Below are 14,157 nucleotides of genomic sequence, written 5' to 3' on the forward strand. Positions count from 1 at the left end.
TTTAATAGGTTTAAATTTTTGTAGGGATGTGCAAAATTTTGACCTTTTCGTGCACCATGATGATCAAACAGAATATAAAGGTCGGAGCTCTCTGAAATATCAAATGGGCGCTCTTAATATGCTAATTCGGTACATTACTCCAGCTGGAATAATGAAATAATGAGTATGCTCCATCTTATTAACCGTTATAAGATTACCTTCAGGCCCGCGAATCTCAAGCGGCACTTCGCTATAAATCGCGCACTCCCTTTCGGATTCTGCACAAATCTTCGCTTCGTGTAAAATACCATCACACCAATCAATATCGATGGTATACCCACCTCTTGCCCGCAACCCTTTAACAATACCTGAGGTCCATGCAGATGGAAGTGCAGGCAACAGGCGGAGTTCGCCCCCATGCGACTGCAAGAGCATCTCTTGAATTGCTGCTGCTCCTCCAAAGTTGGCATCAATCTGGAACGGAGGATGATCGCCGAATAAATTGGGATGCACAGCTTTGCTTAGAAGGTCTTGCAGACTATTATGCGAGTTATCACCATCACCCAACCGGGCCCAAAAATTCGCGATCCAAGCTTGGCTCCACCCGGTATGTCCGCCTCCATGCGCCAACCTCCGTTCAAGTGTAGCCCGTGCTGCTGCTCCTAATTCCGGCATACGATGAGGCAGAATTTGTTCGCCCGGATGCAAGGCAAACAAATGTGAAATATGGCGATGACCGGGCTCCGCTTCTTCATAATCAACTGACCATTCCATGATCTGACCATGACGACCAATTTGCGGTTTAGGAAGCCGACTCCGAGCTTCCATACATTCTTGCTGGAATGATTGATCAAGACCAAGAAGTTCTGCTGCCTCCATATTGGCGGTTAATAGAGCAAACAATATCTGTGAATCCATAGAAGGTCCAGCACATAACACACCAATCTCCCCACCTTCTGTTACATAGCTGTTCTCTGGGGAAAGAGATGGTGAAGTTACAAGCTGACCACTTCCATCTTCGACTACATAGTCCAAGAAGAATAGCGCAGCTTCTTTAAGTACCGGATATGCCCGTTCACGCAGAAATGATTCCGAACCGTTGTACCTGTAATGCTCCCATAAGTGAAGTGCTAGCCAGGCACCTCCTGTCGGCCAAAAAATGGCCGGAACCCATGCGCTGAAAATTCCGCTTTCCGCCCAAATATTAGTTGTAGAATGGGCGACAAATCCCCTTGCACCATATAATTTATGCGCTGTATCCCGACCGTTCACAACCAAACGATCAACTAGATCGAATAGCGGTTCGTGACATTCTGGTAAATTACCAGTCTCCGCGATCCAATAATTCATCTGCAAATTGATATTCAAGTGAAAATCGGATTCCCAAGGCGGTGTGAAGCTTTCGTTCCATATCCCTTGCAGATTGGCGGGCAGACTACCAGGTCTCGAACTTGCGATAAGAAGATAGCGCCCGTATTGATAGAATAGTGCTTCAAGACCCTGATCGGTATTCCCCTTCTTGTAACTCAAAAGTCGATCAGAAGTAGATATTTCTTCAATCTCTTTATTGTCATTACTGCCTAATTTTAATAAAACCCTATCAAATAATTGGCGGTGATCCTGAACATGCATTTTCTTAAGCTCTGCATACGGTATTGAAGCTGCCCAAGCTGCCTGCATTATCGCCTCACTATAAGGATCGTTATATCGAAAAGAGGTCTGTGCCGCAAGGATTAAGGTAACGGAATTAGCTTGGCGAATGTCTAGATAATTTCCAACAACCTGTGTTCCGCCCCCATCAACAACGGCTTGTAATACTGCTGCATAACTTACTCCATCCGGTCCGCACTGACCCTGCATTGTGAGTATACCACCATCTACCTTGCCAACTTCTCCTTCGAAGGGTCTGCGACTCAGCCTAGCTGTCAATGAAAGAGCGCCTGGTTGCGAAGCCGTCAAATGCAGGACCACAACTTGACTGACTGCGCTTGAAAAGACTTCTCTACTAAACTCAGTAGTGCCTACCTTATATTTAACTGAAGCCACACCTGTCTGAATATCAAGTTCTCGCTGATAGTCGGACGTTGTCTCTGCACCTTCAATTTTGATTAATACATCGCCTAACGGTTGATATGGACCAAAATAATGTGGTGCGTTGGTCATGTTTAGTAGGGCCAATCTTTCAGCCTCCTGTGGCTTACCTTCCTGTATTAACCTTCTGATTTCCTCCAGCTTTCCTACAGATGCCGGGTTGTCGTTCCCCAGGCGGCCACCGTACCACATCGAATCTTCATTTAATTGAATTCGTTCATTCTGCACGCCACCGAAAACCATCCCACCCAAACGACCATTACCAATAGGAAATGCTTCTGTCCAAACACTGGCTGGCCGATTCTCTATTAATTTACAGTTGCTATTACCCATAATTTCACCCCTGATTCAGTCTGTTCAATATTTAGCACCTTGCCTCTAATATAGAGTAAGCAATGCGAAATCCTAGGATGAATACTGACCTTAGACAGGTCATATTTTTACCTCTTATAGGTCAAATTTGACTCCCCTACGTAAAAAAGCCCTAGAAATAATTCTAGAGCTTGTTTTATAATTGAATCTCAATCGTTGTCCCCTGATCCATAATACTATTAACTTTTATTTCTCCATGGTGTGCTTTGACAATATCATTTGCAATAGCCATACCGAGCCCCGAACCTTTATGTAACTCGCCTGTGTTTGTTCCTCGGTAATAGCGATCAAAGATTCTATCGAGTTCTTGTTTCTGAATCCCTTTTCCATCGTCTTGTATGGTAATGTGGATCCGTTCCTTTTTTTCAATACGAACAACAATTTTTACATTGTTATCATTATGGACAATCGCATTATAGATCAAATTATTAATGGCTCTCCGAATCAAGATCTCGTCAACATCGCTCAATATCGTTTCTTGATTACACTGAAATTCAATGTGTCGGTCAGCATACTTGGCGTCATTCAGGATATCGATCACCATATTCCGTAAAAGAGTCACCATATTGATCGTCTTTGTGTTTAAAGTTAATTCTTTACTCTTCAATCTCGTGGTTAAGTTTAAATCTTCAATTACTTCTTTAATATATAGTGATTTACTCTCAATAATTTCAGCGTATTCCATCATTTCCTCTAATGAAAAATAGTATTCGGCATCTTTCATCATTTCCGCATAACCTAGAATGGAAGCTAAAGGCGTTTTAATATCATGAGAAATGTTCGAAATCCACTCTTCCTTCATCTTATCTAGTTTTTTTCGTTCGTTCTCGTTTACTCTGAGTTCATTGGATAAATAATTAACATTATAAAACACATCTTTATAGATTCCTTTTGGCTCATAATTTAAATTGTATTCTTTATTAGCTAACCGTTTGATCCCCTCAATTAACGAGTTTACTGGCTTGGCAAGCCTTTTACTGAAAAAATAGCCGATCAATAAAGCAATTAATCCATCAACAATTATAAAAGTAACGCTGCCTACTTTGAAAATTTGGAAAATGGTCCGATAATCGTATGACAAGACATATTTACCGATGTTACGATCTACAATGCCAATAAAGTAACTGTAGTATTTTTGATTTATTTCTTTTCCACTAGCAAAAACAGTAGTCTCTCCATCAACTTCCTTATACTTGTACATTTGAATAGCATCTAACGGTGTATATTTCTTCTGTACCTGTTCAGGCAGTCTATAGCTATATATTTCACTACCATCTTCATCTAATATTTGTATCCAAGCCTTCTTAGCTTCAAGCTCTTCCTTTCCTGTTTCAGTAACTGTCACCTGATCATTAGTTATCGTTACATAATCACGAAATGCTGTCGTAAATGCTTCTGCAGAGATCTCTCTGGTTTGAAAAAGAGGCTCCTGCGCCACAGCATAGGTCACTAGCAAGCCCAATACAATCAGAATATTTATAATAATCACTAGTATGACAACTAAAACAACAGATAATAAATATCTTCCAGTTAACCACCACTTCATAGATTATTCGTCCCTCACAACAAGTTTATAACCCAAGCCTTTTACTGTAATTAGATACTGTGGATCTGAAGGTTGCTCCTCAATTTTCTCCCTTAACCTGCGGATGTGTACCATGACCGTATTATCAAAACCTATGAAGTCTTCTCCCCACACCTGCTCACATAGGCTTTCTTTACTTATAATTCGATTCACGTTCTTAAGCATATACGTTATTAGCCCAAGCTCTTTAGGCCTTAATTCAATGGTTTCCCCATTTTTTTTGAATTCTGTTCTTTGCTCATCTAATTCGAAGGGACCCGCTTTCAATAGATGATCTTCTTTATCGATCTGAATATATTCAGCTCTACGTAATTGTGCCTTTACACGATAAGCAACTTCTTTGGGGCTAAATGGCTTTACAATATAGTCATCCCCACCAATAGCAAATCCCAGAATCTTATCGATCTCCTCTGTCTTTGCAGACAAGAATAGAATGGGAACATTAGAGATGCTTCTTATTTGTTTACAAACTTCGTACCCTTCTCCATCAGGCAGCATAATATCCAACAAAACAATGTCAGGTTGTGTTTGCTTAAATTGCATAAATCCTTCTTTTACAGTTGTCGAGGTATATACACGATCTATTCCTTCTTTGGTTAACACGGTTTTCAAAATTCTTAAAATATCCTCTTCATCATCAATAATCAAAACCTTGGCTTCTTTAAGTGACATTTAATTCATGACTCCTTCCCCTACAAATCCTCTGTAGTAGTGATAGTATAATGCATTGGTCGCCCGTTTAAACAAAAGAAAACGAAACAACAGCATTTCATTGATGTGTTATTTCATAGTGAAAAAAGGACTTAGTTATCTTTGATCAGAATAACTAAGTCCTTCGTCACACGTTTCTCAAGAGATCCCTTCTAGTTTTGCCTTTGCTTTATCCGGAATCTCTTCTTTCTGTACCTCTTGATAGGAAGTTACCCCTTTATCATCTTTCACAAATAAGTTTAGATACGCTTCTTCACGAAGTTGCTTACTACTTGTAAATGTAAATACTTTTTCTTCTCCTGCTTCATTAAAGGCGGGTAATGTATATTCATACGTTACAAACTTCTCCCCATTACCTAATTTACTTTCTGTCTTCTCTCCCCCACCTTTAATCTGAACATAATAATTATCTGCACCTAGTCTGTTTAAATTAACATTTTGCAAAAAAATCAATAGTCCAGCGACTACTACGATCATGGCTGATACAACTATGATTACCTTTTTCATGAATTATTCCCTCACATTCTTTTATTTTGTTGTCGTCACGGTTTTATAGTAAGCATGTACAGTTAAGAAGTAATAAACGATGTAGATACATGTGTAAACCCCCATACATATCAGTACTGGAATAACTAAGTTCATCTGTAGCAACCTTGAAAAAGCAGTTAATGCCACAGCACAATGCGCAATGCCGGCCAGCAAAGGTAGGCCAAAGATAAATAACATTTGCTTGGCAATGGTTCTTTTTACTTCTCTTTTATTCACACCGATTTTGTGTAGAATCTCATAACGCTCTTTGTCTGAGCTGGCTTCTGTTAATTGTTTGAAGTAGATAATGCTACCTGTTGCCGTAAGGAACACTAGTCCTAAAAACCCGCCCATAAATATCATTAAACCTGATGACTCTAAGCCCGCAGCATAATCTTCATAGAAACTAGAGAAGTTAGCTTGCTCTGGCATGATCGCTTGAATTTCTTCAGTTAATTTCTTTGCATCATCTTCTTTGGTGATTTTATATGCGACCATGTTCTCTTGGGTTGTTTCTTGTTTCAAACTGGTAAACAACTCATCACTAACAACAATAGTTGCGCCAGCAGTTCTTAAGTTGAGTACATTAAACTTCTTCAAAAACTTAAACGTAATATCCTCATTTTGACCATTCACCTTTAAAGAAACCGCTGACCCGACATATGCAGGTGAGAACTTTTCGTTGTAGGCAGCATCCAAAACAGCTGCTTCATTTGCTTTTAAAGAAAGCATCTCATTTCTGGACTGTAATTTTGCTAATTTATTATAACCACCGTTTGAAATAACGGTATAAATCATTTCATCACTTGAAAATAGACTATTTAGGTTGGTTACATCGGCATCTATCTGAAGCGTCGGTATCGTCTCATGATAGACCAGTTCATGGTCTTTACTATTTGTGACTAAGTCTTTTACTTTTTCATCTACGTTATTGTCTACCATAATAAACATCATGCTACTTGGATCAGCCATTTCTACATTACTTCTGTTGTTGTAATACAAGCTATAAGCTGTTCCAACGGCTGTTAATGTCGTAGCACTAAGCACGGCGATTACCGTTAGGGTGCGGGCATTGCCTTTGATCCTAAATAATAGCTGGGATGTGCCAATTAAGTTAATCCCACTCCAATATTTCTTCGTGTTCTTTCGAGAAATCCTCAATAAATATACCGTTAAGGTACTAAATAAGAAGTACGTCCCGAGGATCACGGTGATTAAGATGACCAGCGGGGTAATCATAAACCCCATTGTTCTCCACAGCGCTGAATCCATCAAATCTTGGAGTGCAAGTCCATAACCAATCCCAATGAATATTACGGATAACAAAGCTATGATCAAAGATCCTCTCGGCTCTTGTTCCCCTTCTTTGTCTGCTTGGAAAAGCTCAATCAATTTAAAACGATAAATTAAACGATATCCATGGAACGATGTAACGAGCGTAATGATAGTGAATACAACAATCGTGTTCAGAATCGCTTCAATTGAAATGGTGAAATTCGTAATAACGCTATAGCCCATAACCTTCATTAAGATCATCACAAAAAACTTCGACAATACCGAACCTAGCACAATTCCAACAATTAGGGCTAAAGCTCCCATAATAAAATTCTCATAAAAAAGCATGCGACCAATTTGTTTCTTACGTACTCCGAGTAGGGAATATAATCCGACTTCTTTTTTACGTTTCCGTGTAAAGAACGAGTTAGAGTACCAAATAAAAATAGCTACAAAAATGATTAACACAACTGACGCTCCGCTAAATACGGAGCTGATTTTTTGTGAAGCTTCAGTTGTAGCCTGAATCGTAGTATCGTATTTCAACGACACGAATACAAAGTAAATGACAATACTAAATATCATCGATGCAAAGTAAAGAAAATAATTACTAAAATTCTTCTTTATGCTTTTACTAGCAATACTAAATAACGTCATTGTCACCACCTCCGAGGGAAGCGAGGATGTCTAATATTTTCTGAAAGAACTCCTTACGTTGCAGTTGTCCCTTATGAAGTTCCGTAACAAGCCTACCGTCTTTAATAAATAACACCCGTTTGCAGAAGCTTGCTGCATACACATCATGGGTGACCATCATAATGGTCGCTTGTTTCACTTTGTTTAACGTGCTTAAGCTTTCGAGTAAGCTTGTAGCAGATTTCGAATCCAATGCGCCTGTTGGTTCATCGGCCAAGATTAAGCTGGGATTTGCAACAATCGCCCGCGAGGCCGCTGTTCTTTGCTTCTGACCTCCAGAAATATGGTATGGATATTTATTTAGAATTTCCCGAATCCCAAAGGTATCGGCCAACTCATTTACGCGTTGTTCGATTTCCTTAGCAGGTACCTTAGACAAGGCAAGGGGAAGCAAAATGTTTTCTTTAACGGTTAACGTATCAAGTAAGTTGTAATCTTGAAAAATAAAGCCTAACTTATTGCGACGGAAATCAGACAATTGTTCCTCATTCATTTTGATAATATTCTGATTATCGATAATGATATCACCTGATGTCGGTGTATCAATTGTAGACAAAATATTGAGTAATGTTGATTTGCCAGAACCTGATGGACCCATGATCCCAACAAACTCACCTTCTTGAATCTCTAAATTTATATCTTCCAATGCTTTGTATACATTGCCTTTAACACCAAATACTTTTTGTACATTTATAGCCTTTAGTATGGATCTCATAAGTACCTCCTGTTAACTGTGTTAAGGCTATTATAATTTGCCCATCTTACACCCTTTTAATGTGAACCTTACATCAACCTTAAATATAAAAGCACCCTCCATTAGGCATCTGCGTATGATGAAGAAACTATGCTAATCGTAAACGGAGGTTCTACAATGAATTGGCAATTATATGAATACCCCCATCAAAGATTTGGAACGAATACAGTTTCTAGTACTATTTTCTTATTGGATATGAAACAAGCTGATATAAACGGAGATGGACTATTGGATACCGTTTTTTTGTATGGAAATAAACCCGATGGCGCATCAGGCATCTTTGCTGATAACATTACCCTTGTCCTCCAAGACGGGTACTCTCACCAAAGAACAGTGGTTAATCTTAAGGATAACGCCGGATATAACGCGAGACTGTTTCTTGGGGATTTCAATAAGGACCGTATAGCAGATATTCTAGTAAATATTGATTCAGGGGGAAGCGGAGGATACATTAGTGCTTATATCTATTCCTTCAGAGATAACCATCTTCGGGAATTGTTTGATAGCGAAGCCTATAATCGTCAATATAAGTTCAATGTGAATTATGAAGACTACTACAAAGTTAGTATCGGAAGTCCTCAACTAGATGTGCTGTTCATAATAGATATAAGTAATAAGGGCGCCGATTATTTATCCCAATATTACAATGATAATGGAAAGCTCAAAAGTCCGGTCCAAGGCGAGGTTCTTGCGCTAGGCGGACTGTATCCCATTGTTACAGATTTTCAAAGTTCGAGTTATGATTTAACAGCTTTGCAACGAATCATTGGTACAATTAATGCGGACACATTAGGCTATATTCAAAACCTGCTGACATGGGATGGAACTACTTTCATTTCATCAAGACTAATGGTTTCCATACCACCTACAAAGTTAATTGCCCTTTATTAGGTATCTGCCCAAACCCATGAATTCATTCCAACATACATTGTTTTAGCCTACTTTAAAAGGAGTGAAGTCTTATGGGGTTTACACCACCGCCACCACCTTCTCAAGGACCGTTCGGACCATTTTTTCCACAACCCGGACCTCCGGGGCCACCACCAGGGTCTCCAGGATCTATTGGACAACAGGCACCAACTGCTCCTCCCCCTTCGTTTGTACCACAGATATCGCCCTATGCTGTTGACCCAGGAGCTATTTCCGGATGTTTATTTCGAAATACTTACGTATGGTTGAGAAATAGAGATAGCTTCTGGTTTTTTCCCATTTTTGTCGGACCTAGGTCCGTCGCCGGTTTTAGATTTTTCGGAGGAAGATGGGCGTACTTTGGGATTGATTTGAACCAAATCAGTTCATTTACTTGTTTTTAAGTAAATTAAAAGGCGATCACCTTTCCGTATTTTACCCGGAGGGAGATCGCCTATTTTTATATTCAATTCAATATCATATAACTTAACTATTAGCGTTACCTCTTCTTGCGAATATACCCTTTAGATCGATTATACTAATTCCGATTCCGATACAAGCTCCTATGATAATAAAACTGATTCGCATCGGAATAGAGACCGAATAATCAAATAATACGAGTGCGGCACTTAATGCATTAATGGTTACAAAAATCATCTGAATACGGTACTCTACAACAAACATATAAATATAGCTGAGTGCTAGCGTGATAACCATGCTAAACTGTGGAGGCAACATTATGAATAGAACAACAAATACAACAGCACCAATGATGTTTCCCATAAGTCTGTGCTTTACCCGCTGCTTGCTATGAGTATAATGTGGTTGCAGGATAGAGAATATCGTAAGGCTAATCCACATGCCCTTTTGAACATGAGATAAATCACCAATTAGCATCCCTATGCTTACACCTACCGCCATCTTGATGGCATATTCAATACGAACAGCATTTTTATCAAATTGACCAAAAAGACTCCATAAATTCGCATAAGTCGTATCATCACTTTTACGGTGCTTAACATAATAAATAATACTAATTAGTACACCACCCACCAGCAAACCAAATATTCTGGACCCAGTTTGGGAATACACTACTGGATTTCCTTGAGCAAACACATAACATAGCATAATAGGCAAAAATGCCTTTGTCTCCATCTTCTCTGAGAATAGCATCATAATAAGGAATATGGTAACAAGGTGAACCATCAGACCCAGCACTGGATTCATGCCAGATACATACGATAAGACTCCAATAACGGGAAATGTAATTGCAATGAGTAGAGATGCTTGTATCTTTTTAATTCCAATATCCATGTTCAAAAACATAAGTAGCCCCGTGATAATGGCTACCCCCATGAGTAAATTAACATCTCCAAACAGAGCATTATATCCCATAACAAAAATCAAAATAAAAATAAGAAGTACAAGCTTTGAGAATAAGGTTTTTAATTTCACATCTTTTAACACGGTTATACATCCTTCTTTCTTTGCAAGCTTAGCAGCCAAATTTGAGGTGTATCACAATATAACCTAAACAGCCAAATTCGTCTACTTTTCATCTTTTTTTCAACCTTGACGCATTGAAAACGCTTGGATTTGCATCCAAGCGTTTTGTCATATTTTTATATGCAAATTTAACTTACCATGATTCCATAACCAGTGCCCAGTTTATTTCCTGCCATCAGATAGGACTTCGCGTTTCGTTGCAAAGATGACTGCTCCTCGTATTCGGACGGGTCGGAACTTACCTTATTAAATATCCGTTCTTCGGCCTGTCTTGCTTCATGATCCACCTGATAGATAAAGAACTTCTTTTGGAACTTCATAATATTAGAGCTTGGTTGTAATACTTCGCTTAAATTCGGGCAAAGCATCCATGAGTTACAAATGAAGACCGGCGTAATCCCTCTGAAGAATCTCCTTGCACTTTCAAAGGATTCTTCGACTTGTTGAGATTCCAACGGCTCTCCCGATGGGATGTGCACATTTAGTACAATTTGGTTTTTATAGATTTTATGGCCCTCTACCTCTAATTCACGATCAAAAACGCAGGGTTGAAATTGTAATCTTCCCAATCGGAATAACCGCAGCTGGATATGTTCTTGTAACCATTCATATTCTTGAATACCATATTCACCAAAATCTCCTCTGCAGTTAGAGCACCAAAGCTCTATGTCTGAAAACGTATCGAAATAAATCTGATCATCGATGCCTCTAACGGCATACTCTTCATATGCATCAACAGCAAATCTGACATACAAATATAAGAATAATTGCCGATAATTTGAGGATTGCTTTACATTTTCAAAGAAAGAAAATCTATCGTTATAAAACTGTTGTTTATGTAATTGATATACTTCTTCATCCATATGAAAATCGAACAAAACCTGTCTGGCGTCTGGGATAAGTCTTATCCCCTCACAAAATGATTGCAAATCCATGTCAAAAATCCCCCTAATCTATAACCCTGCACGGGCTCAAATTCTTTCTTGACTAGCTAATATTTAATTAAACCTTGTAAGGTACTCAGAAGGCGTCACATGATAGTACTTCTTAAACAGTCTGCTGAAATAAAGCTGATCTTCAAAGCCTACAAGGTTTGAGATCTGTTGAATATTTAAGTGCGTATGCTTCATGAGCTCACACGCCTTCTGCAACCTGAATCTATTGATATATTGCAACGGAGTCGTCCCCATCATGATTTTGAACAGTGTTGTATACCTATCGGTGCTAAGGTACGCGATTTCGGCAAGCTTAGTCACATATATTTCCTGCGCATAGTTATCGTGTATATATTTGATCGATTCATAGATCTCCGTTCGGTTGTTATTGGCTCTAACGTTCGACCCTTGCTCAATCTGTCTGGATATCATCGACAGCAAGTAAGAAAGAATTGAGGCAGAAGCAAGTTCATATCCTACTTTCTTATCACGAATTTCATTCATCATATCTTCAAATTTTGCAGCTATATCGTTATCAATACCCACAAAGAATGGGCCATCTTCGGCAAGCTTGGCGTTAATAAGAAGCTCATCTACTCCGTAACCGGTAAAATGCACCCAGTAGGAAATAAACTTCTGTTCGGCGTAATGACCATAGTACTGCTCTTCATGTGGACGATATATAAACAAGCTACCTGGTTGTAAGATATGCTCTTGCCCTTTACTGCGTATTGTCATCGGTCCAGAATAATTATAGGCAAGGTAAAAGTCCTTACGCCCTTCTTTCCTATGGGTCATTCTAAAATAAGCTTCATATTCGTAGAAACCGACGGAATTTACGAGTAAAAAGCTACTTAGATCAATACTTCCCCTATCATCTTCGTCCGGAATACGATATGTGCTAGAATATTTCACCCTCGTCACCTCTTGAATATATTCTAGCATAATCTTCTTTTGATACGCGAAAAATCCATATATATAAGGGAAATATGCATATGGTTTCGGTCAATAGGGATCTATACTTTTAATGACAAATACATGAATTAGCTGGAGGGTTCCCTATGAATATATCACTGGGTTTAGAAGATGCAAGCTATAAGTACGTATATGGAGTTTTGAACAAACCTAGCTTTTCTATGGACGAAAATAAGCACATTTCACTTGTGTGCGGTAAAAATGATCGTGTTGCCGTTCAACTCCTTGTCTATTCCGAGCAGGAAATGCTGGTATGTGTAAATGAGGATACTTGCTTCTATGAAAGAGGTGCTATCGACATTGTCCGCGTGAGTGTGGAAGTTCCTGGTCTGAAAAAGGGTAGCATTAAAGCTAACCTAATTGGGCTTGTCGAGGATGATGATCGACAATTAAAATCCGATATAATCCTCCAGCAGCCATTCATTCATGTCGTTGGCAGAAGAATACAACCCGTATGGATCGAAGTTGAGATTGATAAAGATGTTGAACCTGGTATTTATACTCCTCAGATCACCGTACTAGGACATCGAATGTTTGAAGACGAGGAATTGATTAGACAATTGTCATTTGAAATACAGGTCATGAATACGACGCTAAGCGATGCGAAGGATTATTCATTTAACCTGAACTTATGGCAGCACAATTCTAATATTGCTAGAAAATACGACCTAAGCCTATGGAGTGATGAGCATTTTGCCATCATGGATAACTATATCTCCTCTTTGGCCGATCTCGGGCAAAAGGCCTTAAGCGTTATTGTCTCAGAAATCCCCTGGTCGGGACAGGCGTCCAGCTATGATCAAATTGATCCTGCTAACATGTTTGAATACAATATTGTGAAAGCAACGCTGTTGAAAAATGGCGATTGGTACTTTGACTTCAATGCCTTGAATCGATATATAGAATTGGGTATGAAGCACGGGATAACTCAAGAAATTGAGGTATTTGGACTGATTAATATTTGGGTTCTTGAGGATGCAGGTTTCGGCGGTGTGATGAAGGATTACAATGATGCAGTCCGAATCCGGTATTGGGATGAGCATAGCAATACCTACAAGTTTATGAAGCATAAGAAGGATTTCGAGAAATATGTTCAGGCCTTAGAACAAAATTTCATCCATAAGGGTTGGATCGATAAGGTACGTGTAATCGCAGATGAACCCTCTGATATTGAGATCTTCACAGACCGACTTGACGAGTTAAAAAAAATGGCACCCTCCTTAAAATATAAAGCGGCCATTAATCATGCCTCCTTCATAGAGCAAAAGATCGAAGGAATTGTAGATTATGTTCCCGTTCTGGACTGTATCACCAGTGAATTCGAAAAAATACAACAAATGAAGAATGAAATTAAGGGAAGCATGACCTATTATGTCTGCTGTGTTCCTGAACTTCCCAACACATTCATTAGCTCTCATTTGCTAGAAAGTAGACTTATTCCTTGGCTGGCCTTTCACATGAACATGGATGGCTTCTTAAGATGGAATTATACGGTTTGGCCGAATGATCCACTCCATAAGATCGCTTATCATTATCCAATTTTCGCGGCAGGTGATACTAACTTTGTCTATCCCGGAAGAGACGGACAGCCCTTGCTTACACTGAGGTATAAACTTCTCCAGAAAGGAATTCGGGATTACGAAATCATCAATAGTTACATCAATCAAGGTGGGGACCGGGATAAGCTTGATCAGCAAATGAAAAAGGTATTCCTATGGCAGACAATTGATGAACTTCATCCAAGCGCTAGGAAGAAAAGAGAAGAACTCTTCTCATTGCAGAATGCAGATTATGAGGAAATTATCAGCGAAATTCTTATGGAGCTATCCTAAGGGGGATCA

At 39.2% G+C, this 14,157-nt stretch carries 12 protein-coding genes; 3 read left to right on the forward strand and 9 right to left on the reverse strand.

Going from position 1 to position 14,157, the window contains the following annotated elements; genetic code table 11:
- Positions 1–99 precede the first annotated feature (99 nt).
- The 6 genes from EJP82_RS18605 to EJP82_RS18630 form a co-directional block, all read right to left on the reverse strand.
- Positions 100–2,403: a glycoside hydrolase family 95 protein gene (locus EJP82_RS18605; RefSeq protein WP_127193579.1), complete on the reverse strand. Its 2,304-nt coding sequence runs from the start codon at positions 2,401–2,403 to the stop codon at positions 100–102.
- A gap of 175 nt (positions 2,404–2,578) precedes the next feature.
- The gene (locus EJP82_RS18610; RefSeq protein WP_127193580.1) at positions 2,579–3,988 is read right to left on the reverse strand and encodes a sensor histidine kinase; all 1,410 of its coding nucleotides are present in this window, start codon (positions 3,986–3,988) and stop codon (positions 2,579–2,581) included.
- 3 nt (positions 3,989–3,991) lie between these two features.
- Positions 3,992–4,699, reverse strand: coding sequence for a response regulator transcription factor (locus tag EJP82_RS18615; protein ID WP_127193581.1), 708 nt, complete (start codon positions 4,697–4,699; stop codon positions 3,992–3,994).
- A 177-nt stretch (positions 4,700–4,876) separates the two neighbouring features.
- On the reverse strand, positions 4,877–5,245 hold the full coding sequence (locus EJP82_RS18620) for a YxeA family protein (protein WP_127193582.1): 369 nt from the start codon (positions 5,243–5,245) through the stop codon (positions 4,877–4,879).
- A 21-nt stretch (positions 5,246–5,266) separates the two neighbouring features.
- On the reverse strand, positions 5,267–7,198 hold the full coding sequence (locus EJP82_RS18625) for an FtsX-like permease family protein (protein ID WP_127193583.1): 1,932 nt from the start codon (positions 7,196–7,198) through the stop codon (positions 5,267–5,269).
- Entirely contained in the window at positions 7,185–7,952 is a 768-nt protein-coding gene (locus tag EJP82_RS18630) for an ABC transporter ATP-binding protein (protein ID WP_127193584.1), read from the reverse strand. Before EJP82_RS18630 ends, EJP82_RS18625 begins: the two co-directional genes overlap by 14 nt.
- A gap of 156 nt (positions 7,953–8,108) precedes the next feature.
- Between EJP82_RS18630 and EJP82_RS18635 the strand changes: the two genes are divergently transcribed.
- Both EJP82_RS18635 and EJP82_RS28485 read left to right on the forward strand, forming a co-directional pair.
- Positions 8,109–8,882, forward strand: coding sequence for a VCBS repeat-containing protein (locus tag EJP82_RS18635; RefSeq protein WP_246054264.1), 774 nt, complete (start codon positions 8,109–8,111; stop codon positions 8,880–8,882).
- A gap of 71 nt (positions 8,883–8,953) precedes the next feature.
- A complete protein-coding gene (locus EJP82_RS28485; RefSeq protein WP_127193585.1) occupies positions 8,954–9,304 on the forward strand; it encodes a collagen-like protein in 351 nt (116 codons plus the stop codon).
- Positions 9,305–9,386: 82 nt separating this feature from the next.
- On the opposite strand, the gene EJP82_RS18645 is transcribed toward EJP82_RS28485, so the two are convergent.
- From EJP82_RS18645 to EJP82_RS18655, 3 genes are all read right to left on the reverse strand, one after another.
- A complete protein-coding gene (locus tag EJP82_RS18645) occupies positions 9,387–10,367 on the reverse strand; it encodes an FUSC family protein (protein ID WP_127193586.1) in 981 nt (326 codons plus the stop codon).
- A 167-nt stretch (positions 10,368–10,534) separates the two neighbouring features.
- A complete protein-coding gene (locus tag EJP82_RS18650) occupies positions 10,535–11,341 on the reverse strand; it encodes an acyltransferase domain-containing protein (protein WP_127193587.1) in 807 nt (268 codons plus the stop codon).
- A gap of 63 nt (positions 11,342–11,404) precedes the next feature.
- Complete coding sequence (locus EJP82_RS18655; protein ID WP_170220230.1) at positions 11,405–12,256, reverse strand: AraC family transcriptional regulator; 852 nt, start codon at positions 12,254–12,256, stop codon at positions 11,405–11,407.
- 146 nt (positions 12,257–12,402) lie between these two features.
- On the opposite strand from EJP82_RS18655, the gene EJP82_RS18660 reads away from it, so the two are divergent.
- Positions 12,403–14,148, forward strand: a complete 1,746-nt coding sequence (locus tag EJP82_RS18660) for a DUF4091 domain-containing protein (RefSeq protein WP_127193589.1) — start codon at positions 12,403–12,405, stop codon at positions 14,146–14,148.
- Positions 14,149–14,157: the final 9 nt, after the last annotated feature.

The sequence above is a fragment of the Paenibacillus anaericanus genome (assembly GCF_003994475.1).
GTDB classification, from domain to species: domain Bacteria; phylum Bacillota; class Bacilli; order Paenibacillales; family Paenibacillaceae; genus Fontibacillus; species Fontibacillus anaericanus.

Excerpts from the sequence above, each read along its gene's own strand:
- EJP82_RS18605 (WP_127193579.1), bottom strand. The coding sequence starts at position 2,403 with ATGGGTAATAGCAACTGTAAATTAATAGAGAATCGGCCAGCCAGTGTT.
- EJP82_RS18610 (WP_127193580.1), bottom strand. The coding sequence starts at position 3,988 with ATGAAGTGGTGGTTAACTGGAAGATATTTATTATCTGTTGTTTTAGTT.
- EJP82_RS18615 (WP_127193581.1), bottom strand. The coding sequence starts at position 4,699 with ATGTCACTTAAAGAAGCCAAGGTTTTGATTATTGATGATGAAGAGGAT.
- EJP82_RS18620 (WP_127193582.1), bottom strand. The coding sequence starts at position 5,245 with ATGAAAAAGGTAATCATAGTTGTATCAGCCATGATCGTAGTAGTCGCT.
- EJP82_RS18625 (WP_127193583.1), bottom strand. The coding sequence starts at position 7,198 with ATGACGTTATTTAGTATTGCTAGTAAAAGCATAAAGAAGAATTTTAGT.
- EJP82_RS18630 (WP_127193584.1), bottom strand. The coding sequence starts at position 7,952 with ATGAGATCCATACTAAAGGCTATAAATGTACAAAAAGTATTTGGTGTT.
- EJP82_RS18635 (WP_246054264.1), top strand. The coding sequence starts at position 8,109 with ATGAATTGGCAATTATATGAATACCCCCATCAAAGATTTGGAACGAAT.
- EJP82_RS28485 (WP_127193585.1), top strand. The coding sequence starts at position 8,954 with ATGGGGTTTACACCACCGCCACCACCTTCTCAAGGACCGTTCGGACCA.
- EJP82_RS18650 (WP_127193587.1), bottom strand. The coding sequence starts at position 11,341 with ATGGATTTGCAATCATTTTGTGAGGGGATAAGACTTATCCCAGACGCC.
- EJP82_RS18660 (WP_127193589.1), top strand. The coding sequence starts at position 12,403 with ATGAATATATCACTGGGTTTAGAAGATGCAAGCTATAAGTACGTATAT.